This is a genomic window from Ruegeria intermedia (genome assembly GCF_900129345.1).
In the GTDB taxonomy this organism is placed as follows: domain Bacteria; phylum Pseudomonadota; class Alphaproteobacteria; order Rhodobacterales; family Rhodobacteraceae; genus Ruegeria; species Ruegeria intermedia.
This window is the reverse complement of record NZ_FQVK01000011.1, coordinates 56,920-80,602: the sequence shown is the minus strand read 5'-3', so window position 1 is coordinate 80,602 and position 23,683 is coordinate 56,920. Positions and strand designations below refer to the sequence as shown.

Sequence of the window (23,683 nt, the reverse complement as noted above, 5' to 3'; positions counted from 1 at the left end):
CCTGACCAAGAATTCCGTCTGGTCCCTCGGATCCGGACAGCAGGTCCGGGCTGCGCGCCCGCATTGAACGAGGCAATTGTCATGAACCCTGTTTCCCCGCCGCGCCCCTCTCCTCTGCCCCGCGCCATCGGCCGCGCGGGACGGTTGGCTGCCGCCGTCCTCGCAATTGGCCTGATGCAGCCGGCGTCGGCGCAGGAAGATTCCAGCGCGCCGGCCCCCAAGGTCTCGATCGCGGCGGCCTATACGCAGGAGATCACCGAGGAAGCCACCTTCATCGGCCGCGCCGAGGCGATCAACAAGGTCGACATCATCGCTCGCGTAAGCGGTTTCCTGGAGAGCCGCGAGGTCGAAGACGGCGCCGAAGTCAAGAAAGGCGACCTGCTGTTCACCATCGAGCCCGACCTTTATCAGGCCACGCTCGAGGCGCGGAAGGCCGATCTGGACCGAGCCGAGGCCAATCTGGAACTGGCCAAGGTGGATCTGGCCCGAAAGGAAGAGCTGTACCGGCGCGATGCCACGCCGGAATCCGAGCGCGACATCGCACGCGCCAACGAATTGGTGGCCGAGGCCGAGGTCAAGGCGGCACAGGCCGCGATCCGGCAGGCCGAACTGGACCTGAGCTATACCAAGATCCACGCACCGTTCGACGGCCGGCTGGGCCGGATCAACGTCAGCGTCGGCGATGTCGTCGGCCCCAACACCGAACCGCTGGTGAACCTGGTCAGCGAGGCTCCGATCTATGTGACTTTCTCGTTGAACGAGAAACAGTTCACCTCGGTTCTTCAAGCGGTGAACGAAACCGCGTCGACCCTGGCCGAAAGCGACAAGAGCCCGGTGGTCAAGCTGACCCTGCCCAACGGAACCGAGTTGCCCGAGACCGGCAAGATCGTGTTCGTCGACAACCGGATCGACCCTTTGACCGGCGCCATCACCCTGCGGGCCGAGTTTGAAAACAAGGACCGCCTCATCGTCGACGGCGCTTTCGTCAACGTCCAGATCGAGGCGCTGGAACCCACGCTCGAAGTTCTGATTCCACAGGCCGCCCTGCAGCGCGACCAGCGCGGCGAGTTCGTTCTGGTCGTGAACGACAAGCAGATGGTCGAACAACGGTACATCACCACGGGCGACAACGTGGGGTCTGCCGTGATCGTGAAGGAGGGCCTGCGCGAAGGCGAAAGCGTCATCGTCGAGGGGCTGCAGCGCGTGCGGCCCGGAGTGGCCGTCGACGCGGTCGTCGCCGAAGAACAGCCGGGGGAATAACCGATGTTTTCCGCCCTGTTCATCAGCCGGCCCAAGCTGGCCTTCGTCATTTCACTGGTCCTGACGATCATGGGCCTCATCGGTTACCTGGTCTTGCCGGTGGCGCAGTTTCCCGACATCACGCCTCCGGTCGTCAGCGTATCCACGACCTATACCGGCGCAAATGCCGAAACCGTGGAAAACACCGTGGCCGCCCCGATCGAGGCGCAGGTCAACGGCGTGGACGACATGATCTACATGACCTCCACCTCGTCGGACAACGGATCCTATTCACTGAACATCACCTTCGAGGTCGGCACCGACCCGGATATCGCCTCGGTCAACGTCCAGAACCGGGTGGCGCAGGCCATGTCGTCGCTGCCCTCCGAGGTTACCGCATCGGGGGTCGTGACCCAGAAGGCCTCGACCAACATGCTGCTGCTGGTGACGCTGACCTCGCCCAACGGCACCTATGACAGCGTGTTTCTGTCGAACTACGCGTCGATCAACCTCAAGGATGCGCTGGCGCGGGTGCAGGGCGTGGGCAAGGCCGACGTTCTGACCAACCTGGAATACGCGATGCGGATCTGGATGGATCCCGACAAGATGTCCGCCCTGTCGATCACGCCGGGTGACGTGATCTCGGCCATTCGCGAGCAGAATATCGAGGTGTCGGCCGGCTCGATCGGCGCCCCGCCGGTGCCCGAGGGCCAGACCTTTCAATACACGATCAAGACCAAGGGGCGCCTGACGTCGGCCAATGAATTCGGCGACATCGTGATCCGCACCGGCGACGCCGGATCCATCGTGCGGGTCCGTGACATCGCGCGCGTCGAGCTGGGGGCGGAATACTATGCCGCATCGGGGTATTTCCAAGCCGTGCCTGCCACCGTGATCGGCATCTATCAGGCACCCGGCGCCAACGCCCTGGCCGTGTCCGAACGGGTCGAGGCGGAACTGGAGCGCCTGTCGCGCGCCTTCCCGACGGATGTCGAATACGCGATTCCGTTCAATACCACCGATTTCGTCGAACAATCCCTGAACGACGTGGTTTCTACCCTGATCCTGACCTTCATCCTGGTGATCTCGGTCGTGTTCGTGTTTCTGGGCAGTTGGCGGGCCACGATCATTCCGGCGGTGGCCATTCCGGTTTCGCTGATCGGGACTTTCGCCTTCCTGCTGCTGTTCGGCATGTCGCTGAACACGATCTCTCTGTTCGCGCTGGTGCTGGCCATCGGCATCGTGGTCGATGACGCCATCGTGGTGGTCGAGAACGTGGAACGCATCATCGCCGAGGAAGGCCTGCCGCCCGCCGAGGCGACGCGCAAGGCGATGGGCCAGATCACCGGCCCCGTCATCGCGACCACGCTTGTCCTGCTGGCGGTGTTCGTGCCCGTAACATTCATGCCCGGGATCTCGGGGCGGCTGTATTCGCAGTTCGCGGTCACCATTTCCACCGCGGTCGTGATCTCGTCCATCAACGCGCTGACGCTGTCTCCGGCCTTGTGCGGGATGGTCCTGCGGGCGCGGTCCGGCCCGCCCAAGGGGCTGCTGGCCGCGTTCGAGGGGTTCATCGGCTCGATGCGCGCGGGCTATGTGGCCATCGTGCGCAAGCTGCTGATCATCCCGGCAGTTTCATTGGCCATCATCGCTGGGTTCGGCTTTGGCGGGGTCACGATCATGTCGAACACCTCCAGCGGCTTCCTGCCGCTCGAGGACAACGGTTACCTGTTCGTCGACATCCAATTGCCCGACGCGGCCACCCTGGAACGGACCGAGGCCGTGACCACGCGCGTCGACGACCAGATCCGCCAGATCCCCGGCGTGGCCAATACCGTGCTGATCAACGGTTTTTCGCTGCTCAACGGCACCATCACCAACGGCGCGGCGATCTTCGTGAACCTCGACAACTGGGACGACCGCCAGGATGAAGACCTGAGCGCCGACGCCATCCTGCAGAAGGTGCTGGCCATCGCCAATGGCGAATCCGCCGCCTCGATCGTGGCCTTCAACCCGCCGCCGATCCAGGGTTTGGGCATGTCGGCCGGTGTCGAAATGGAGGTGCAACAGACCGGGGGCGGCTCGCCGCAGGATCTGGCCTCGGCAGTCGGGTCCTTTGTCTATGCCGCCAACCAGAGGCCGGAAATCGGCCACGCCTATACGACCTTCCGGGCCAACGTGCCGCAGCTGTTCGTGGACCTGGACCGCGAGAAGGCCAAGACGCTGCAGGTCTCGGTGGCCGAGATCTTTCAAACCATGCAGGCGCAGTTGGGCTCGTACTATGTCAACGACTTCAACCTGTTCGGCCGTGTCTATCGTGTAATGATCCAGGCCGAGGGGTCGTATCGCGACAATGTCGAGGACATCTCGAACCTGTATGTGCGCTCGAACGAGGGCAAGATGGTGCCCCTGGGCACGCTGATCGACGTCGAAAACGTGCTGGGACCGGTATTGCTGAAGCGGCACAACCTGTTCCGCTCGGCCACGGTAACCGCGGTGCCAGCCGAAGGCCTGTCGACCGGAGACGCGATCAACGTGATGACCGAGGAATCGGCCACCGCCCTGCCCCCCGGCTATGCCTTCGAATGGACCGGTACGGCGCAGCAGCAGCTTGCCTCGGGCGGGCTGGTCGTGGTGATCCTGGGGCTGGCGGTTCTGTTCGGCTATCTGTTCCTGGTGGGTCAATACGAAAGCTGGACCATGCCGGTTTCGATCCTGCTGTCGGTGATCGTGGCCTTGTTCGGCGCGGTCGCGGCGGTGGCGATTGTGGGCAGTGACATCAACCTTTACACACAGATCGGGATGATCATGTTGGTGGGGCTTGCCTCGAAAAACGGCATTCTGATCGTGGAATTCGCGATGGAGCAGCGCGCCAAGGGTCTGTCCATCAAGGACGCCGCCGCCGAGGCCGCGCATCAGCGGTTTCGGGCGGTGATGATGACGGCGCTGTCCTTCCTGCTGGGCGTCGTGCCGCTGCTGGCGGCCAGCGGGGCCGGTGCGGCCAGCCAGAAGGCCATTGGCGTAGCCGTGTTCGGCGGCATGTTGGCGGCTACGCTGGTCGGCGTGATCGTGGTTCCGGTTCTCTATGCCGTGATGCAGGGGCTGCGGGAATGGATCAAGGGCAGCAAGGGCTCGGGGCCATCCCAGGAAACGGCCTGAGCCCCCGACGGTGGAAAAAGTCAAACGCCCCGCTGATGCGGGGTGTTATTTTCTGGCACCCACAATGTGATCAGCCCGCCGACGCGGGTTCCGCCTGTCGGCGCGCCTGCATCCACGCGTCCAGCCGCGCGACCTGATCGGCGCTCAGGCGCAGTCCCAGCTTGTTGCGCCGCCAGATCACGTCCTGTGCGGTGCGGGCATATTCCTTGTCCATCAGCCAGACCACTTCGCGCTCGGTCAGGGTCGCCCCGAAATCTTCGCCCAGATCCGCGGCGGATTTTGCATCGCCCAGGATCAGCCGCGCCTCGGTGCCATAGGCCCGCACCAATCGACGCGCCCAGCTTTGGGTCAGAAAACCGTATTCGGCCATCAAGCCGTCGATCAGGCCTTGCACCCCATCCACCGGGAAATCTCCGCCCGGCAGGGCAACGCCCGCGGTCCAGGGGCCGGGCAGGTCCGGGAAATGCTCGGCGACCTTGTCCATCGCGCTTTCGGCCAGCCGGCGATAGGTGGTGATCTTGCCCCCGAAAATGTTCAGAACCGGCGCGCCGCCCTCGGCGTCCACCTTCAACGTATAGTCCCGCGTCGCTGCCGTGGCGCTTTGCGCGCCGTCGTCATACAGGGGCCGCACCCCCGAATAGGTCCAGACGATCTGATCCCGCGTGACCGGTTCCTTGAAGTATTTCGACGCGAAGGCGCACAGATAGTCCTGCTCGGCCTCGGTGCAGACGGGCGGTTCCGACGGATCGGGGTGGTCCTGGTCGGTGGTGCCGATCAGGGTGAAGTCCTGCTCGTAGGGGATGGCGAAGATGATGCGGCCGTCCTCGCCCTGGAAGAAATAGCATTTGTCATGGTCATACAGGCGCGGCACCACGATATGGCTGCCCCGCACCAGCCGGACGCCTTCGCGCGAATTCGAGCGGATCTTGGTGCGGATGATGTCGCCGACCCAAGGCCCGCCCGCGTTGATCAGCATCCGGGCGCGCATCTCGCGGGTCGCGCCGCTGTCGCAATCCTGCACGGTGATCCGCCAGACGCCTTCGGCCCGCTCGGCCGACAGGACCTTGGTGCGCACCATGATCCGCGCCCCGCGCGCCTCGGCGTCGCGGGCGTTCAGAACCACCAGGCGGGAATCCTCGACCCAGCAGTCCGAGTATTCATAGGCGGTTTCGAACCGGTCCTGCAGCGGCGCCCCCTCGGGCGCGGCGCGCAGGTTCAGCGACGTCGTGCCGGGCAGGGTCTTGCGTCCGCCCAGGTGGTCATACATGAACAGACCCAAGCGGATCAGCCAGGCGGGCCGGCGCCCCTTCATCCACGGCATGACGGTCCGCAACAGGCGCGACGTGGGGGTTTCCGAGTCGAACCGCATGTCGGGGTGATAGGGCAGCACGAACCGCATCGGCCAACTGATATGCGGCATGGCGCGCAGCAGGGTTTCCCGCTCGATCAACGCCTCGCGCACCAGGCGGAACTCGAAATACTCCAGATATCGCAGCCCCCCGTGGAACAGCTTGGTCGAGGCCGAAGACGTGGCCGATGCCAGGTCGTTCATTTCGGCCAGCGCCACCGACAGGCCGCGGCCCGCCGCATCGCGGGCGATGCCGCATCCATTGATGCCGCCGCCAATGATGAAAAGATCGGTGATCGGGGTGTCGTCCTGTGCCATCTGAGCGTGATTCCATATTGCCCGGGAGATGCGCGCATTAACGCCACCGAAGTTCGTTTGGTCAAGGTTTATGTTCGTTTTTCTTCTTCGCAGATACCGGCCGAGCAACTGGTGATACAAAGTTTCGCTGGTCTTCTGCGCAACAGGACGGGTCGCGCTCCGATACGGGCTTGCGAAATCACGCAAAAACGACCAAAAACGAACACAGACTCGGATCGGAGCCCCCATGTCGCTGTCCTTTCGCCAAACCGACATCCTTGAACTGGCCAAACGGAACGGGCGCGTTTCGGTTGATGACCTGGCCGAGCGCTTCGGGGTCACGGTCCAGACCATCCGCCGCGATCTGACCGAACTGGCCGAGGCCGGCAAGCTGGACCGGGTGCATGGTGGCGCGGTGCTGCGGTCGGGCGTGACCAATATCGGCTATGAGGACCGGCGCGACCTGAACGAAGAGGCCAAGGCGCGCATTGCCCGGCGCTGCGCGGCCGATATCCCCGATGGTGCCTCGGTGTTTCTGAACATCGGAACCTCGACCGAGGCCGTCGCGCGCCAGTTGCTGGGCCACAAGAACCTGATGGTGGTCACCAACAACATGAACGTCGCCAACATCCTGGTCGAGAACCCCGACTGCCAGATCGTCGTGGCCGGCGGTATTCTGCGCCGCGCCGATGGCGGTCTGATCGGAAATCTGACCGTGAACACGATCCGCCAGTTCAAGTTCGATCACGCGATCATCGGCTGTTCCGCCCTGGATGCCGAAGGCGATCTGCTGGATTTCGATTTTCAAGAGGTCAGCGTCAGCCAGACGATCATCGCCCAGGCCCGGCGGGTGTGGCTGGTGGCGGATGGGTCCAAGTTTCAGCGCTCGGCGCCTGCCCGCATCGCCTCGCTGGCCGAGATCGACACCTTCTACACCGACACCCCCCCCCCGGCGCCGCTGCCGGACCGCTGCCGGGAATGGCAGACCCGTCTGGTGATCTGCCGCTGACGGCCATTCACGGCCATCGTCGGCAAAGCTTGCCAGATGGCCGACCGCCTGCCACTATCGCGTGAACTGCATCATCGCACGGGAAGGGAGGACCGGGCCATGATCGCACTTTTGTTTGCGCTTTTGGCGGCCGTGATGGCCTTGAATTACTTTGGAAGACACCGGATCGGCACCGCCGTGTTCTTCTTCACGCTGGCGTTGAGCGTCTATTGGCTGAAATACCACGCCACCAGCCAACTGAGCATTCAGCTGTAGGAGACGCCGATGACACCGGACCTGTCCCGTACGTTGAACGCCATCGGCATGCTGGCCGTCAGCCTGGTGCTGGTGCTGGCCTATGTCTATCAGCTGGCGCTGTATGAACTGCCCTGCCCGCTGTGCCTGCTGCAACGGGTGGGTTTCGTGGCGGTGGGCGTCGGGCTGGGGCTGAACCTGCTGTACGGGCCGCGGCCGCAGCACTATGCGATGGTGCTGATCGCGGCGCTCTATGGCGGCAGCGTCTCGGTCCGGCAGATCCTGCTGCATATCGTGCCGGGAACCGGGCACTATGGGTCTCCGGTTCTGGGCCTGCACTACTACACCTGGGCCGCGATCTGCTTTTTCCTGATCCTCCTGGGCACTGCGATCATGCTGATGTTCGACCGGCAATATGTCGACGACCGCCGCGCCCAGCCGCGCTTTGGCGGCAACAGGCTGGCGAAGGTCGCGTTCTTTGTCATGCTGGGTCTTGCGGTTCTGAACGCTGGTTCGACGCTGTTGGAATGCGGTCCGGGCGTCTGCGCGGACCCCCCCACCGACTACAAACTGATTGACGACCTGGCCCCGGGAAACTGACGATGGGGCCGCCGGCCCGGAAGGAGGTGCGAAGATGGGACTGCTGGGACAACCGTTGGGCTTCTATGACTATCTGACTTTCGTCGCGCTGATCCTGTTGCTGGCGGCGGTGATGGCGCTGTTTCTGTTCATCATGGGCCTGCCCGGCCGGATCGCGATCAAGCGGAACCACCCGCATGCCGAGGCGGTCAAGATGATGGGCTGGATGGGTTTCCTGGCCGTGATCCCTTGGGTCCATGCCTTCATCTGGGCCTATCACGACGGGATGACCGTCGATATCCGCCGCCTGCCCGAAGGCGAGCGAGAAGCGATCCGCAAGGAGATCGAACGCCTTGGCGGACAGGTCAAGGACGAGTACCGGGCGCCCGTGGCGCCGAAGGAAAGCTGAAGTCAAAGGACCCAAAACACCATGTTCGTCGCCCTCGGCATCACGCTTTTCTACATCATCTTCGTCTGGTTCATATTCTTCAAGGCGCAGTGGCTGAAGTTCAACATCGTCTGGGGAATCGTGTCGTTCTGGGTCGGCGCCCATCTGTTGCTGATCTTCCTTGTCGCGCTGCGTTTCTTCCAACCTTTTTCGATCGACGGCCACGTGGTGCGGTCCACCATCCAGATCGTGCCGAAGCTGACCCAGCCGACCATCCTGACCGAAGTTCTGATCGAACCCAACACCCCCATCACCAAGGGCGATCCGCTGTACCGGTTCGATGACACGGTATTCAAACTGGCGGTCCAGAACGCGCAGGCGCAACTGGTGGCGGCCGAGCAGAACGCCAAGATCCTGGAACAGGACGTGATTGCCGCGACCGAGGCGGTGGAGCGCGCCAATGCCCAACTGGCCTATGCGATGACGCAGAAGGCGCGCTATGAAAACCTGGTGCCTGCCGGCGGCGCGCGCCAGGATGATCTGGATCGCTGGAACGAGCAAGTGACCGAGGATCAGGCCGCCGTCAAACAGGCCGAGGCCAATCTGAAAAAGGCGCAGCTTGCGCAGGAATCACAGATCGACGGGGTGAATACCGGGATCCTTCAGGCCAAGGCGCAGCTGGCCGAGGCGCAGTATTTCCTGGACAACACGACGATCTACGCCCCTGAAAACGGCATGATCGTCTCGCAACAGGCCCGTCCCGGGCTTGTGGTCGGTGATATCCGCCTTGGGGCCATCGCCAGCTTCGTGACCGAGGACTCGCCCTATATCCTGGCAACATACCGCCAGCAGAACCTGAAATTCGTCGAACCCGGTCAGCCCGTCGAAGTCGCGCTGGACCTCTATCCGGGTGAAATTCTGACCGGCAGGGTCGAGGCCATCTGGTGGGCCACCCGGCAAGGGCAATACCTGCCCTCCGGCCGCCTGCCGGGGTTCGAGCTGCCCAAAATTCCCGGGCGCATCGCGGTGCAGATTTCGGTCGACGTTCCCGAAGGCCACACCTTCCCGGCCGGCGGGCACGCGGCCGTGGCCATCTATACCGGGCAAGGCAAAAGCTTCGAGTTTCTGCGGCGCATCAACATCCGCCTCTATTCCTTCGCCAATTTCATCCGACCGTTGGATATCTGAGCATGACACACATGAACCCGGACCATCCGCACAGGCCCTCAAACCGCCGCCGCATGTTGATCGGCACCGCGCTGAGCGCCGCGTTGCTGTTGGCCTGCACCCCGGTCGGGCCGGATTTCGTGCGCCCCAACTCGCCGGTCGTGAAACAGTGGATGGAGGCCAACAGCCCCAGCGCCAGCCAGGCCAGCGGGCTGACATCACGCAGCGCCCCCGTGGTCAAATGGTGGCAGAGCTTCAATGACCCGACCCTGAACAAGCTGGTGGCCGAGGCCTACGCCCAGAACCTGACCCTTCAGGTCGCAGGCGCGCGCGTGTTGCAGGCCCGCGCGCAACTGGGCATCGCCTTCGGCGAACTTTATCCGCAATCGCAGGCCGTGGGTGGCGCGTTGGAGCGGCGCCGGATCAGCGACAATCTCGGTCCCATTGCCGATATCAACCGGATCATTCCGCTGGATACCGAGTTTTCGACTTCACAGGTGGGATTTGACGCCCAGTGGGAACTGGACGTCTGGGGCGCGCAGCGACGCGGGGTGCAGGCGGCGCGGTCGAACCTGGCGCTGCAGGTGGCCAACTATGACGATGCGCTGGTGACGCTGACGGGCGATGTGGCCGCGCTGTACATCAACATCCGCGCGCTGCAGGAATCGCTGGCCGTCGCGCGCGAGAACATCAAGCTGCAGCAGGAAGCCAATGATCTGACGCAGTTGCGGTTCAACAATGGCGTGACGACGGAATTGGATGTGCAGGAGTCCACCGCCCTGCTGAACAACACCAAGGCGCTGGTGCCGACGCTGGAAAGCGATCTGCAGCAGGCCAAGAACGCGCTGGCGGTACTGTTGGGTACGACACCGTCGCGCATGACCGGCCTTCTGGGAACGTCCGGGCGGATCCCGGTGGCCCGGTCGAACGTGGCCGTCGGCGTTCCGGCCGAACTGCTGCGCCGCCGCCCCGACGTTCGCGCGGCCGAACTGGCCGCGGCCACGCAATCGGCGCAGGTGGGCATCGCCATGGCGGACCTGTATCCACAGTTCATTCTGTCCGGCTCGATCGGCCTGCAGGCGTCGGGCGGGCGCGACCTGTTCAGTTCCAACAGCACCACGGGTCTGGCCAGCGCCGGCGTGGTCTGGAACGTTCTGAACTATGGGCGGATCAAGAACAATGTGCGTGCGCAGGACGCCGCCTATCAGGCGCTGATCGCCAACTATCAGAACACCGTGCTGACCGCCTATTCCGAAGTCGAAAGCGCCATGGTCGCCTATGCCCAGGCGCGCAATCAGGTGACGCTCTACCAACGCAGCGTGGACGCGGCGCGCAAGGCCGCCGACATCGCCGTCAGCCAGTATCAAGACGGCATCGCCGACTATTCCCGCGTCCTGAACACGCAGACCGCGCTTCTGCGCGCGCAGGTCAATCTGATCGAGGCGCGCCAGCAGGTGTCGTCGAACCTGGTCGCGGTCTACAAGGGGCTGGGCGGGGGCTGGCAGATCCGTCAGAACCAGGAATTCCTGCCGGAAACCGTACTGGCCGAGATGTCCTATCGCACCGATTGGGGTGACCTGCTGCAGCAGGACCCTACACGGGCGAGTCTGAACTAGGCGCTATTTCGTCAGGCCCGTCAGGCCTCCAGAGATCAGGATGTTCACCTCGTAAAGGATGCGCGGCGCGGCCAGACCGCCTGGGCTGGCAAGATAGTTGGGGCTCCACTCCGGGTCGAACTTCTGCTTGAAGGCGCGCAGACCCTCGAAGTGATAGAACTGCTCGCCGTGCTCGTACACGAAGCCGCCGATCCGGTTCCAGAGCGAGGCGAGTTGCCGGTTCTCGATCCCGGAAAACGGCGCGGCCCCCAATGAGAACCAATGAAACCCTTGGCCGGCGCCCCAGTTCATCATCTCGGCGAACAGAGCGTCCATGACAAAGCTGGGGCAGTCGGGCGCGTACCGCATCAGATCCAGCGACAATTCCGACTTGTTGCCGCCCTGAAACAGGTTGGCAAAAGCCACGATCTTGCCTGTTGCGCCGTTCTTCAGAACCGCATGATCGAAATAGGACAAATACTGTTCGTCGAACCCGCCCAGGGCAAAACCCTTTTCCGCGCCCGCCTTGCCTTCCAGCCAGTGATCCGAGATCTGGCGCAGCTCGGGCAGGACTGGTGCTAGCTGTTCTTTGGGAATGATCTCGAAGACATATCCTTCACGCTCGGCCCGGTTCCGGGCCTGACGGAACCGCTTGCGGGATTTGCCGCCCAGCGTGAAGTCCTTCAGCGGAACGCGGGCGACTTCACCGATCTTGAGGATCGACAGCCCGAGGTCCAGAAACGTAGGCAGATACTTGGTGGACACGCTGTAAAATGCGCAGAGCTTGCCTTCGGCATCGGCCATTTCGCGCAACTGCCAGATCAGCTGCTGGCCGGCGGCCTCATCGCCGACAGGCTCGCCCTTGCTGATCAGCGCGATGCCGGTGTCCGCATAGGCCAGAAAGGCGCTTTCATCCGGCGCGATCAGGAACTGCTTGTCGCCGGTCAGGCTGATCTGCGCCTCGGTGTCTTCGCTGGCCAGCGCCAGACGTTCGACCGCCGCAGGGATCTCGGTGCGGTGACGTGCGGGGATCGTACGTCCGAACAACGAGTTCACGGCCACCACCCCGACGATGACCGCCACCACCATGCTGGAGCGCAGGAACCGCGAGGCATCGCCATCCCAGGCAAACTCCCACCACAATGCGTTATCGTATTCGACATGGGAATAGGCGAACAACCCGATCCAGAAGATCACCGCCAGCAACGCGATCAGGCTGACCAGCCAGGGAATGTTCAGTCGGAAGATGGATGCGCCGCTGACCCGGTAGAAAGCCCCCCGAAACAGCGCCAACAAACCGATGGCTACAAGCATTCCGATGGCCTCATGCGTATCCAGCCCCTTGGCCAGTGACGCAAAGAACCCGGCCAGCATCAGGATCATGGCCACGATCCATGCCCGGTACAGCTTGCGGTACAGCCCCCGCGCCACAAGCAGCAGCAGAACGCCAATGGCGCTGCCGGCCAGATGCGATGCCTCGACGAAGGACAAGGGCAGAACATCGCGCAGGATCCCCAGCTTCGTCGAGCTGGCCGGCAAGGTGCCGGACACCAGAAGAACCACACCGGCCACTGCCGCAATACCGGCAGCCACCATCGGCACGATGGGACGGATGGCGCGATAAAACCAGGTCGCCGCGCCCCCCAGCCGGCGGCGATGCGCAAGGGCGGTTGCAACGGCGATCGACAAGCTGGCAATCGCAAAGGGTAGAAAGGTGTAGATCACCCGATACAGCAGCAAGGCGGCGATCACGTCGGACCGGCCCGAGGCCCCCAGCCCGGCGATCAACGTGGCCTCGAACAAGCCAAGCCCTCCGGGGGCGTGGCTGAGAATTCCGACAGCGATGGCGCAGATGAAGATCGTGAAGAACAGCGGATAGCCGACGCCCAGGTCATCCGGCATCAGGACATACAGAACCATCGAGGCGCCCAGCAGGTCTCCGGCCGCCGCGAGTGTCAGAAGCCCGGCCAGTCTGCCGCCCGGCAGGTTGAAGCCGAAACCCGCAACCGAAAGGCGCCGGGCACCGTGAGACAGCCACAGGAACAGCGCAGCAAAGCCCGCCAGCAACCCAAGGCCGATCACGGTTTCAACCGACGCGCTGATGGGCAGCACCTGGGCAATTCCGTCCGGGTGAAAGGTCAGCAGCCCCCCCAGGATCAGCACCAGCCCCATCCAGAACGCCACCCACGAGGTCGCGATCACCGCCGCGACGCGCCCCAGGTCCAGGCCCAGCGAGGCATAGATCCGATAGCGGATCGCCGTGCCGGTGATGTAGGAAAAGCCGAGGCAATTCGACACGGCATAGCCACAGGCCCCGGCCAGGCCGGCAACGCGCAGCGGAACCTTGCCTTCGGCGACGCTCTGAACCGCAAAGACGTCATACAGCGACAAGGATACGAAGCTGAACGCCGTCCAGAACACGGCCAGTGCAACCACCCGCCATGGCGTCTGCGCCATGTCCGCCCTGACATCAGACCAACGAACATGCCCGGCCAGATCATGCAGAACGGTCAGCGCGATCAGGGTCACCAATACGGGCACCGCCACCCGCAGCACGGGTTTTTCAAGCATGGCGGTCACCCGCGCAACCCACGGTTCGGGATTGGGTGGCTCGCCTGTTTCGCCCGTACTCATCCTGCGCCTCCCCACCGTTCCGGTCGCCGCCCCCTCAGCGGTGGCAGCCGCCCGCGAAGCTTGGCACAGGTTTGGCCCGGCTCAAAGCGCCCGATTAATACCGCCCCTTGCGGGTGGACAGCAGAAGGTTGGTCTCGGACCGGGTGACGCCTTCGATGCGGCGGATCTGGAACAGAACCTCGTCCAGTTCGGCCAGGGTCTCGGTGCCGATCTCGGCGATCAGATCCCAGCTGCCATTGGTGGAATGAACCGCCCGCACCTGCCGCATGGCCGCGATCCGGGCCATGATCCGCTCGGTCCCGCGGCCTTCGATTTCCAGCATCATCAACCCGCGCACCGGGCTTTGCGCCACGTCCCGACGGGTCAGGACGGTAAAGCCCACGATCTCGCCCGATTGCTTGAGCCGCTGCAGCCGGCTTCGCACGGTCGTCCGAGTGACGCCCAGCAGTTCGGCCAGTTCCGACAAAGACGCCCGTGCGTCTCGGTGAAGGGCGCTCAGCAGCCGACTGTCCAGATCGTCCATGTTTTCTTACCAAATTGAAAATACCTGTTCCTTTTTGAGCAATTTGGTCTCTTCCCGCAACCCATGCTGCGCGGATAAATGGGCACATGGATAGAAAACACCTCATTCTGGTCGGTGTGCCGATGGATGCCGGCAAGCGGCGACAGGGCTGCCGAATGGGGCCCGACGCCTATCGCGTTGCCGGGCTGGCCAAGGCCCTTGCGGATCTTGGACACAGCGTCACCGACATGGGCAATGTTCAGCCCGACCCGGTTGATCTGCCCGAACATGACCACCTGTTTGCCCTGCCCGAATGCGTCGGCTGGACCCGCGCATTGGCCCGCACCGCAAGGGACGCAGCAGCGACGGGCGTGCCGATCTTCATGGGCGGGGACCACGCCCTGTCGATGGGCACGGTGTCAGGCATGGCCGCCCATGCGCAGCAGATCGGGCGCCCGCTGTTCGTGCTTTGGCTGGACGCGCACAGCGATTTCCACACGCCCAACAGCACCGGCAGCGGCAACCTGCATGGCACGCCGGTCGCCTATTTCACCGGCCAGCCCGGGTTCGACGCCTTCCCTGCACTGGCGGCCCCCGTTTCGACCGACCGCGTCGGCATGATCGGCCTGCGCTCGGTCGATCCGGCCGAGCGCGCCGCGCTGGAGAAAGACCGCGCCATGCTGGCCGACATGCGCAGCATCGACGAACACGGCATCAAGGCCCCGCTGATGGCCTTTCTGGACCGCGTGCGCGCCGCGAACGGGATTCTGCACGTCTCGCTGGACGTGGATTTCCTGGACCCCGCCATCGCGCCGGCCGTCGGCACCACCGTTCCCGGCGGCGCCACCGAACGCGAGGCGCATCTGGTCATGGAACTGCTGCACGAAAGCGGGCTGGTCTGCTCGCTGGACCTGGTCGAACTGAACCCCTTTCTTGATGAACGCGGCCGCACCGCGAAACTGATGGTCGACCTGGCCGCCTCACTGCTGGGCCGCCGCATCTTCGACCGCATTACCCGGAGCTTCTGATGCATTCCCTTCAGGCCCCTTCGGCGGTAGTCATGATCCGGCCACACGCCTTTGCCTCGAACCCCGAAACCCGTGACGACAATGCGTTCCAGACGCTGGCCAACCGCTCGGCCGAGGCGACCTCGGCCGCCGCCCGCAACGAGCATGACCGCGCGGTCGAGCAACTGCGCAACGCCGGCGTGACCGTGCATGTGTTCGACGATTTGGGTGACAACGACACGCCCGACAGCGTGTTTCCGAACAACTGGTTCTCGACCCATCCGGGCGGACACGTGGCGATCTATCCGATGTTCGTTCCCTCGCGCCGGCGCGAACGTCGGATGGATGTGATCGAGATGCTGAAACGCGACTATCGCGTTCAGGACGTGATCGACTATTCCGGGCTCGAGCAGGACAACCTCGCGCTGGAGGGCACCGGTGCGATGGTGCTCGATCATGTCGGGCGCATTGCCTATACCGTCAAATCCAACCGTGCCGACCCGGTGCTGCTGGAACGGTTCTGCACCCATTTCAACTATGAACCCATCGCCTTCGAGGCCCGCGACGCGCAGGGCCGCGATGTCTATCACACCAATGTGCTGATGGGGATCGGCACGCATTACGCCCTGATCTGTCTGGACATGATCACCGACCCCGAGCGGCGCGCGACCGTTCGGGCGCGGCTCGAGGAGTCCGGCCGCAGGGTGATCGACCTGACCCACGAACAGATCTCTGAATTTGCCGGCAACGCCATCGAACTGACGGGCCGCGACGGGCTGGTTCTGGCGTTGTCGAGCCGGGCTTTGGCCGCGCTGCGCCCTGATCAGATCGACATCATCCAGGACAGCGCGACGCCCCTGCCGTTGTCCGTTCCCACCATCGAAACCGCCGGCGGGTCGGTGCGCTGCATGATCGCAGGCATCCACCTGTCACGCCGCTAGGAGAGACCCCATGCAACCTTCCGACAAGGCGCTTGTTCCCTTCGTATCCGTCGACAACATGATGCGGCTGATCCACCACATCGGTGTCGAACGAATGATCACCGAGATCGCCGCCCAGATCGAGGACGACTTCAAACGGTGGGAGAGCTTTGACAAGACCCCGCGCATCCCGGCCCATTCGCCACACGGTGTGATCGAACTGATGCCGACCTCGGACGGCGAGGCCTATGGGTTCAAATATGTGAACGGCCACCCCAAGAACACGTCCGAAGGCCTGCAGACCGTCACCGCGTTCGGCTTGCTTGCGGACGTGTACACCGGCTATCCGACCCTCTTGACCGAGATGACGATGCTGACCGCGCTGCGCACCGCAGCCACTTCGGCGCTTGTCGGCAAGTACCTGGCCCCCAAGAATGCGTCCACGATGGCGATGATCGGCAATGGCGCGCAATCCGAGTTCCAGTGCCTGGCCTTCAAGGCCATGTGCGGAATTGATACCGTTCGCCTTTATGACATCGATCCCGCCGCCACCGCGAAATGCGCGGCCAACTTGCAAGGGACCGGGTTGAAGGTGGTTTCGTGCCGCTCGGCCGAAGAGGCGATCGAGGGCGCGCAGATCATCACCACCTGCACCGCCGACAAGAAATATGCCACCATCCTGACCGACAACATGGTCGGCCCAGGCGTGCACATCAACGCGATCGGAGGCGACTGCCCCGGCAAGACCGAATTGCATCGCGATATTCTTCTGCGGTCCGACATTTTCGTGGAATACCCCGAGCAGACCCGGATCGAAGGCGAAATTCAGGCCTTGGACCCTGACCACCCGGTCACCGAGATGTGGCGGGTCATCACCGGTCAGGCCGAAGGTCGCCGTGACGACCGGCAGATCACTCTGTTCGACAGCGTCGGTTTTGCGATCGAGGACTTCTCGGCCCTGCGCTATGTCAAGCGCGCGATCGAAGGGACCGAGTTCTTCGAGCCCCTGGACATGCTGGCCGACCCGGACGATCCGCGCGATCTCTACGGCATGCTGATGCGGGCCAAGTGAAGCCCCTTGCCGCAGTCTCGCCGGCGGGCTGAGCGGGGGCTCTGCCCCCATCGCCTTCGACGATCCCCCCGGGATATTTCTGGCCAGATGAAAAGTCTCGCACTCGAATGGAATGCCGATACTCCATCCCTTTCCGTCCGCGCTAAAGGTGGGAAATGTGTGGACTGATAAACCGCAAACTTCATCTGGCCCAAAATATCCCGGAGCGCGAGGCAGAGCCTCGCACATACAGTCAGTCGCCGCTGAGTCAGCAGCCCCCTAGCCGGCAAGAGAGGGCAAGTAGAGAACGATTGCCGGAAACGCGACCAGCAGTGCTATCGTGACCGCATCGGCCACAAAAAACGGCGCCACGCCCTTGAACACGTCCTGAACACTCAGGTCCGGGCGCACACCGGCCACCACGAAACAGTTCAACCCGATTGGCGGGGTGATCAGGCAGAACTCGGCCATCTTGACCACCAAGATGCCGAACCAGATCGCGCACATCGGTCCGGACATGCCGAATGTGCTGTCGACCGCGCTTACCGCTTCTCCGCCGTTCAGGGCCATGACCGCCGGGTAGACAACCGGCAGTGTCAGCAGGAGCATCCCGATCGCGTCCATGAACATGCCCAGCACGGCGTAAGCCAGCAAAATGCAGATCAGGATCAGCATGGGCGACATGTGCAAGGACGTGATCCAATCGGAGAACGCGCCGGGCAGATCGGCAAAACCAAGGAACCGGACATAGATCAGAACACCCCAGATGATCGTGAAGATCATCGCCGTCAGCTTGGCGGTTTCCAGCAGCGCTGATTTCAGTTGCTGCCAGCGCATGCCGTTGAAAACCGCGAAGCAGAACACGATGAATGCGCCGATGGCTCCGCCCTCGGTCGGTGTTCCCCACGCCTTTTCGCCGAACGGGTTGTAGACGAAGCAGATGATGATCAGGACCACTGCTACGATCGGCAAGGCCCCCGGCAACGCCGCAAAGCGTTGCTTCCAGGTGAAACCCGTTACCGGAGGCCCGACCGACTTGAAAACCATCGCGATGCCGACGATCAACATCCCGTAGACCAGGGCCGAGAAGGCTCCGGGAATGAAGCCGGCCAAGAGCAGTTTGCCCACGTCCTGTTCGACGATGATTGCATAGATCACCAGGATCGCCGAAGGCGGGATCAGCGATGCTAACGTTCCACCGGCAGCCACCACGCCGGCCGCGAAACGTTTATTGTAACCGACCTCCAGCATCTCGGGGATGGCGATGCGCGCGAATACGGCCGAGGTGGCCACCGAAGCCCCCGATACCGCAGCGAAACCCGCGGTGGCAAAGACCGTGGACACCGCCAGACCGCCGGGCACCCAGGCGATCCAGCGCTTGGCGGCCTCGAACAGGGAACGCGTCAACCCTGCGTAGTAGGCGAGGTATCCGATCAGGATGAAGGTAGGGATCAGGCTGAGCGTGTGCGACGCCACTTTGGAATGCGGCACCTGTCCGGCCGTCTTGACCGCGACGGTCAGCGCCTTGCCGAACCGGTCCGGATCATAGCCGAACTTGGCCCAGAAGACCCAAACCAACCCGACAAGCCCCGCCAAACCGGCGGCGAAGGCCACACGCATTCCGGCAACCACCAGAACCAGCAGACCGCCCGTGACCCAGAGGCCGATGTCAATCGTGTCCATGTGTCAGTCCCGCTTCTCAAACTGCTCGGCTTCGGCCGCGGCCTGCGCGGCCACATCCTGAATCATCGGAACCGCCGCAGGCGCATCAAGGCCCAGCACGAAGGCGCGCCCATAGCCCCAGATCTGCAGACACAGCCGCAGGCAAAGGACGGAGAACGCAACGGGCGCCAACAGCTTTGCGGGCCAGATCGGGATGCCGATGTCGATTGAACTGTCGCGGCTCCACATCGGGGCGCCGAGATCGAAGGACCGGTCGAAATGTGCCCAACTACCCCAGACCAACGCGGCCATCAGCAAAAGGATCAGAACGACCGAGACAAGTTCGAACAGCCACAGTGCCCGACCGTGCAGGCGTGCGATAGCGATGTCCATACGGATATGCCCGCCCTCGCGCTGCACAAACGAGATCCCAAGGAAGGCGATCAGCGGCATGGCCTGTTCGATCCAGTCGACATAGCCCGGCAGCGGCGCATTGATCGCATTGCGACCACCGACGGAAATCACCGCCAGAACCATCAATCCGAAAACGGCCAGCCCGCTGAGCAAAGCCAGGAACCGTTCGAGTTTCAACAAATGCCGATCAAGACGGCTGAGCAGACTGCCGTCTTCCAGCACCGTGGCCTGTCCTGCCATCCGGTCGTCCCCTATCTGGAAAAAAACCGGGGGCGATGCGCCCCCGGTCAGTGGCGTCAGTTGCCGCCGCGCTGCTGCTTGAGCGTGGATTGCACCAGGTCATACAGCTCTTGCGCCGGAAGACCCTGGGCCGACATGTCGGCGATCCACTGTTCGCGGATCGGGTCGGCCGCCTTGGCGCGGAACTCGGCCAGGACCGCGTCGTCGATCATCACCTTCTGCACACCCTTCTCTTCCAGAACGCTGTCCCACTTCTTGAGCAGCTCGCCATAGTTGGCAAGGTAATGCGCGATGGCTTCGTCGATCGAGCTGTCCAGCGCCTCGCGGTGTTCCGGCGGCAGCGCCTCGTAGGCGTCGATATTCACCACGACCGGGCAATTCACCGTGCCGGGGTTCAGGTTCGCGGTCCACCAATCGGCCTCGTTGATGGTGCCGAAGGACAGATGCGCATGCTGGGCGAAAGCCACGGTATCGACGACGCCGGACTGCATAGCGTTGTAGGCCTCGGTGGCCGGAACCGACGTGGGCACCGCGCCCACCGCTTCGAACGCCTTGCCGATGCCGCCGGTCGCGCGCACGCGCATGCCTTCGAACTCCGACAGCTCGTCGCGCGGCTCGCCCTTGCCGACCAGATTGTACTGCGGCATCGGCGAAGTCATGAGGATACGCGCATTCCACTGTGCCATTTCTTCCTGCACCGCAGGGTGCGCGTACACCGCGTGGCTGACCGCGACTTCTTCGTCCAGCGTGTTCACGCCCAGGAACGGCAGTTCCAGCACCGTGATCGCGCGGTTCTTGTCGCGGTGATAACCTGCGCAGAACTGGGCCATCTCGAAGGCGCCGATCTCGATCCCATCCAGGTTTTCCTTGGGTTTGGACAGGCCGCCATAGCTGACGTTGATGGTGAAGGCGCCGTCGGTTTTCTCGCTGACCAGTTCGGCCAGCTTTTCCACATGTTCGGTGAAGGCGCGGCGCTTGCCCCAGACCGAGGCGTTCCATTCCGTCGCCGCCGCTTCGGTCACGAAAGACACGGCCAGGGCGGCGATCGCTGCGCCGCTCAACATCTTGTTCATTATGATCTCTCCCTTTGGCACACCCCCTCCCGGGGCGCTTGGGGGTCAAGCTAGCGCCAACATGCGAATGTGCCAAGCCCCCGATCCGGCCTGCACCTCGGCTGTCAGGCCATGGACACGCCGTGCGGGAAATGCGCCTGTGCAGGCGACCCCATGGCGGGAAGAGACTGCACAATGGGCTCATTTACAAAGTCACTGGACACATCTTGTTGTTTTTCACGCTCTTCGACCTGGAAGGTCAACCCAAACTTTACACGTTTCGACTGCTCTCAGAAAATTGTTTACAAACAAATCCTGCGATTACGGCAATTTATTTCTTTCTTTTCCCGATTCCGTATTATCCCGCCAAGGGAGGAACTGGATCGACACTGCCCAGAGATCGGGCAATTCTGATCCGCACGAAATCCAGTCAGAGGGAGGAGCCTCAGTATGACCAGCGCTGCCCAGGCAGAAACCAAGGTTTATCCGCCATCCGCCGAAACCGTCGCCCGCGCCCATGTGGACGCCGAAAAATACGCCCGGATGTATGAAGAGTCGGTCAGCGACCCTGAGGCATTCTGGGGTGAGCACGGCAAGCGGATCGACTGGATCAAGCCCTATACCAAGGTCAAGGACGTCAACTACGATTTCGGTTCGGTCAGCATCAACTGGTATGCCGACGGCACGCTGAACGTCTCGGCCAACTGCCTGGACCGTCACCTGAAGACCCGCGGCGATCAGACCGCGATCATCTGGGAACCGGATGATCCGAATGACGAAGCCCAGCACATCACCTATGCCGAGCTGCACCGCCGCACCTGCCGGATGGCCAACATTCTTGAATCGATGGGCGTGCGCAAGGGCGACCGGGTGGTGATCTATCTGCCGATGATCCCCGAGGCCGCCTATGCCATGCTGGCCTGTGCCCGCATCGGCGCGATCCACTCGATCGTGTTTGCCGGCTTCTCGCCCGACGCGCTGGCGGCCCGGATCAACGGCTGCGACGCCAAGGTCATCATCACCGCCGACGAGGCGCCGCGCGGCGGCCGCAAGACTCCGCTGAAGTCGAACGCCGACGCCGCCCTGCTGCACTGCAAGGACACGGTGAAATGCCTGGTGGTCAAGCGCACCGGCGGCCAGACCACCTGGATCGACGGGCGCGACTTTGACTACAACGAAATGGCGCTGGAGGCCGACGACTACTGTGCGCCGGCCGAGATGAACGCTGAAGATCCTCTGTTCATCCTCTATACCTCGGGTTCGACCGGCCAGCCCAAAGGCGTGGTGCATACCACCGGCGGCTACCTGGTCTATGCCTCGATGACGCACGAGATCACCTTCGATTACCATGACGGCGACATCTATTGGTGTACCGCCGACGTGGGCTGGGTCACCGGCCACAGCTATATCGTCTACGGCCCGCTGGCCAATGGCGCAACCACGCTGATGTTCGAAGGCGTGCCGACCTATCCTGACGCGTCGCGGTTCTGGCAGGTCTGCGAAAAGCACAAGGTCAACCAGTTCTACACCGCCCCCACCGCGATCCGCGCGCTGATGGGTCAGGGCAACGAGTTCGTCGAGAAATGCGACTTGTCCAGCCTGCGCATCCTGGGAACCGTAGGTGAGCCCATCAACCCCGAGGCCTGGACCTGGTATCACGAGGTCGTCGGCAAGGGGAAATGCCCGATCGTCGACACCTGGTGGCAGACCGAGACCGGCGGCCACATGATGACCCCCCTGCCCGGCGCGCATGCGACCAAACCCGGCTCGGCGATGAAGCCCTTCTTTGGCGTCCAGCCCGTCGTTCTGGACCCGCAGTCGGGCGTCGAGATCAACGGCAACGGAGTCGAAGGCGTTCTGTGCATCAAGGACAGCTGGCCGGGCCAGATGCGCACCGTCTGGGGCGACCATGAGCGGTTCGAGAAGACCTATTTCTCGGACTATAAGGGGTACTACTTCACCGGCGACGGCTGCCGCCGCGACGAGGATGGCGACTACTGGATCACCGGCCGCGTCGATGACGTGATCAACGTTTCGGGCCACCGGATGGGCACCGCCGAGGTCGAAAGCGCGCTGGTGGCGCATCCGGCCGTGGCCGAGGCCGCCGTGGTGGGCTATCCGCACGACATCAAGGGTCAGGGCATCTATTGCTACGTCACCCTGATGAACGACCGCGAGCCCTCGGAGGAACTGCGCAAGGAACTGCGCCAGTGGGTCCGCACCGAGATCGGCCCGATCGCCAGCCCCGACGTGATCCAGTGGGCCCCGGGCCTACCCAAGACGCGCTCGGGCAAGATCATGCGCCGCATCCTGCGCAAGATCGCCGAGAACGACTTCGGCTCGCTGGGCGACACCTCGACCCTGGCCGACCCTTCTGTGGTCGAAGACCTGATCGAAAACCGCGCGAACAAGTGAGGGCGTGATGCAGGCTGATACGATCACCAAGCCCGCCGTCCTGATCCTTCTCGGCCCTCCGGGCGCCGGGAAGGGCACGCAGGCGCGCATGCTCGAGGAAAAATTCGGTCTGGTGCAACTGAGCACCGGCGACCTGCTGCGCGCCGCCGTGGCCGCCGGAACCGAGGCCGGCAAAGCCGCCAAGGCGGTGATGGAGGCCGGTGGCCTGGTCAGTGACGACATCGTCATCGCGATCCTGCGCGACCGCCTGGCCGAGCCCGACTGCGCGCGCGGCGTCATCCTTGACGGGTTTCCGCGCACCACGGTGCAGGCCGAGGCGCTGGACAAACTGCTGTCGGAAAACGGTCAGAAGGTGAACGCCGCCATCAGCCTCGACGTGGAAGACGCCGAGATGGTGGCCCGGATCGCCGGCCGCTATACCTGCGCCAATTGCGGCGAGGGCTATCACGACCAGTTCAAGCAGCCAAAGGTCGAAGGCGTCTGCGACAAGTGCGGCGGCACTGCCTTCAGCCGGCGTGCCGACGACAACGCGGAAACCGTCGCCTCGCGGCTGGCGGCCTATCACGAACAGACCGCGCCCCTGATCGACTACTACCAGCGTCAGGGCGTGTTGAAGCGGCTGAATGCCATGGGTCAGATCGACGAGATCGCCCGCGGTCTGGAAGGCATCGTGGGGGAGGCGATGCGCTAAAGGGGACAGGCAAGCCCCCAAATTACGTTTCTTCACTGGAACCGCCCTGGCGGACCAGAGGAGCTTTGCCTGCCGCCGCC

The 23,683-nt window shown here is 63.3% G+C and carries 19 protein-coding genes; 13 read left to right on the top strand and 6 right to left on the bottom strand.

The genetic code is table 11. The annotated features are described in order from the left end of the window. The first annotated feature begins 81 nt into the window (after window positions 1–81). Both F3H26_RS09740 and F3H26_RS09735 read left to right on the top strand, forming a co-directional pair. Complete coding sequence (locus tag F3H26_RS09740; protein WP_149775868.1) at window positions 82–1,260, top strand: efflux RND transporter periplasmic adaptor subunit; 1,179 nt, start codon at window positions 82–84, stop codon at window positions 1,258–1,260. Window positions 1,261–1,263: 3 nt separating this feature from the next. Continuing rightward, the gene (locus F3H26_RS09735) at window positions 1,264–4,398 is read left to right on the top strand and encodes an efflux RND transporter permease subunit (RefSeq protein ID WP_149775867.1); all 3,135 of its coding nucleotides are present in this window, start codon (window positions 1,264–1,266) and stop codon (window positions 4,396–4,398) included. Window positions 4,399–4,468: 70 nt separating this feature from the next. Here F3H26_RS09735 and glpD read toward each other — a convergent pair whose 3' ends face one another. Further along, a complete protein-coding gene (gene glpD / locus F3H26_RS09730) occupies window positions 4,469–6,064 on the bottom strand; it encodes a glycerol-3-phosphate dehydrogenase (protein WP_149775866.1) in 1,596 nt (531 codons plus the stop codon). Between the two features lie 226 nt (window positions 6,065–6,290). On the opposite strand from glpD, the gene F3H26_RS09725 reads away from it, so the two are divergent. The 6 genes from F3H26_RS09725 (at window position 6,291) to F3H26_RS09700 (ending at window position 11,036) form a co-directional block, all read left to right on the top strand. Beyond that, window positions 6,291–7,052: a DeoR/GlpR family DNA-binding transcription regulator gene (locus tag F3H26_RS09725; protein ID WP_149775865.1), complete on the top strand. Its 762-nt coding sequence runs from the start codon at window positions 6,291–6,293 to the stop codon at window positions 7,050–7,052. Between the two features lie 99 nt (window positions 7,053–7,151). Beyond that, window positions 7,152–7,307 (top strand): DUF5993 family protein, encoded by a 156-nt coding sequence (locus tag F3H26_RS09720; protein ID WP_223162474.1) that lies wholly within the window; start codon window positions 7,152–7,154, stop codon window positions 7,305–7,307. A gap of 9 nt (window positions 7,308–7,316) precedes the next feature. After that, window positions 7,317–7,886 (top strand): disulfide bond formation protein B, encoded by a 570-nt coding sequence (locus tag F3H26_RS09715; RefSeq protein ID WP_149775863.1) that lies wholly within the window; start codon window positions 7,317–7,319, stop codon window positions 7,884–7,886. A gap of 34 nt (window positions 7,887–7,920) precedes the next feature. Next, entirely contained in the window at window positions 7,921–8,274 is a 354-nt protein-coding gene (locus tag F3H26_RS09710) for a DUF3302 domain-containing protein (RefSeq protein ID WP_149775862.1), read from the top strand. 21 nt (window positions 8,275–8,295) lie between these two features. Then, window positions 8,296–9,441, top strand: a complete 1,146-nt coding sequence (locus F3H26_RS09705; protein ID WP_149775861.1) for an HlyD family secretion protein — start codon at window positions 8,296–8,298, stop codon at window positions 9,439–9,441. A 2-nt stretch (window positions 9,442–9,443) separates the two neighbouring features. Then, complete coding sequence (locus F3H26_RS09700; protein ID WP_149775860.1) at window positions 9,444–11,036, top strand: efflux transporter outer membrane subunit; 1,593 nt, start codon at window positions 9,444–9,446, stop codon at window positions 11,034–11,036. A gap of 3 nt (window positions 11,037–11,039) precedes the next feature. Here F3H26_RS09700 and mprF read toward each other — a convergent pair whose 3' ends face one another. Both mprF and F3H26_RS09690 read right to left on the bottom strand, forming a co-directional pair. Further along, on the bottom strand, window positions 11,040–13,649 hold the full coding sequence (gene mprF, locus F3H26_RS09695) for a bifunctional lysylphosphatidylglycerol flippase/synthetase MprF (RefSeq protein WP_188127737.1): 2,610 nt from the start codon (window positions 13,647–13,649) through the stop codon (window positions 11,040–11,042). 94 nt (window positions 13,650–13,743) lie between these two features. After that, a complete protein-coding gene (locus F3H26_RS09690; protein WP_005983707.1) occupies window positions 13,744–14,172 on the bottom strand; it encodes an Lrp/AsnC family transcriptional regulator in 429 nt (142 codons plus the stop codon). Window positions 14,173–14,258: 86 nt separating this feature from the next. Here F3H26_RS09690 and rocF point away from each other — a divergent pair, with 86 nt between their 5' ends. The 3 genes from rocF to F3H26_RS09675 are packed head-to-tail and all read left to right on the top strand — an operon-like array spanning window position 14,259 to window position 17,150. Continuing rightward, on the top strand, window positions 14,259–15,179 hold the full coding sequence (rocF, locus tag F3H26_RS09685) for an arginase (RefSeq protein WP_149775859.1): 921 nt from the start codon (window positions 14,259–14,261) through the stop codon (window positions 15,177–15,179). Further along, window positions 15,179–16,099 (top strand): citrulline utilization hydrolase CtlX, encoded by a 921-nt coding sequence (gene ctlX / locus F3H26_RS09680; RefSeq protein ID WP_149775858.1) that lies wholly within the window; start codon window positions 15,179–15,181, stop codon window positions 16,097–16,099. Before rocF ends, ctlX begins: the two co-directional genes overlap by 1 nt. 10 nt (window positions 16,100–16,109) lie before the next feature. After that, entirely contained in the window at window positions 16,110–17,150 is a 1,041-nt protein-coding gene (locus F3H26_RS09675) for an ornithine cyclodeaminase (RefSeq protein ID WP_149775857.1), read from the top strand. 258 nt (window positions 17,151–17,408) lie between these two features. Here F3H26_RS09675 and F3H26_RS09670 read toward each other — a convergent pair whose 3' ends face one another. From F3H26_RS09670 to F3H26_RS09660, 3 genes are read right to left on the bottom strand one after another with little or no spacing between them, the layout of a single operon-like run. Next, the gene (locus tag F3H26_RS09670) at window positions 17,409–18,812 is read right to left on the bottom strand and encodes a TRAP transporter large permease (protein ID WP_149775856.1); all 1,404 of its coding nucleotides are present in this window, start codon (window positions 18,810–18,812) and stop codon (window positions 17,409–17,411) included. Between the two features lie 3 nt (window positions 18,813–18,815). Further along, window positions 18,816–19,445 (bottom strand): TRAP transporter small permease subunit, encoded by a 630-nt coding sequence (locus F3H26_RS09665; protein WP_149775855.1) that lies wholly within the window; start codon window positions 19,443–19,445, stop codon window positions 18,816–18,818. A 56-nt stretch (window positions 19,446–19,501) separates the two neighbouring features. After that, a complete protein-coding gene (locus F3H26_RS09660) occupies window positions 19,502–20,518 on the bottom strand; it encodes a C4-dicarboxylate TRAP transporter substrate-binding protein (protein WP_149775854.1) in 1,017 nt (338 codons plus the stop codon). A gap of 429 nt (window positions 20,519–20,947) precedes the next feature. Here F3H26_RS09660 and acs point away from each other — a divergent pair, with 429 nt between their 5' ends. Next, complete coding sequence (gene acs / locus F3H26_RS09655; protein WP_149775853.1) at window positions 20,948–22,912, top strand: acetate--CoA ligase; 1,965 nt, start codon at window positions 20,948–20,950, stop codon at window positions 22,910–22,912. 7 nt (window positions 22,913–22,919) lie between these two features. Continuing rightward, window positions 22,920–23,603, top strand: a complete 684-nt coding sequence (locus tag F3H26_RS09650; RefSeq protein WP_149775852.1) for an adenylate kinase — start codon at window positions 22,920–22,922, stop codon at window positions 23,601–23,603. The last annotated feature ends 80 nt before the right edge of the window (window positions 23,604–23,683 follow it).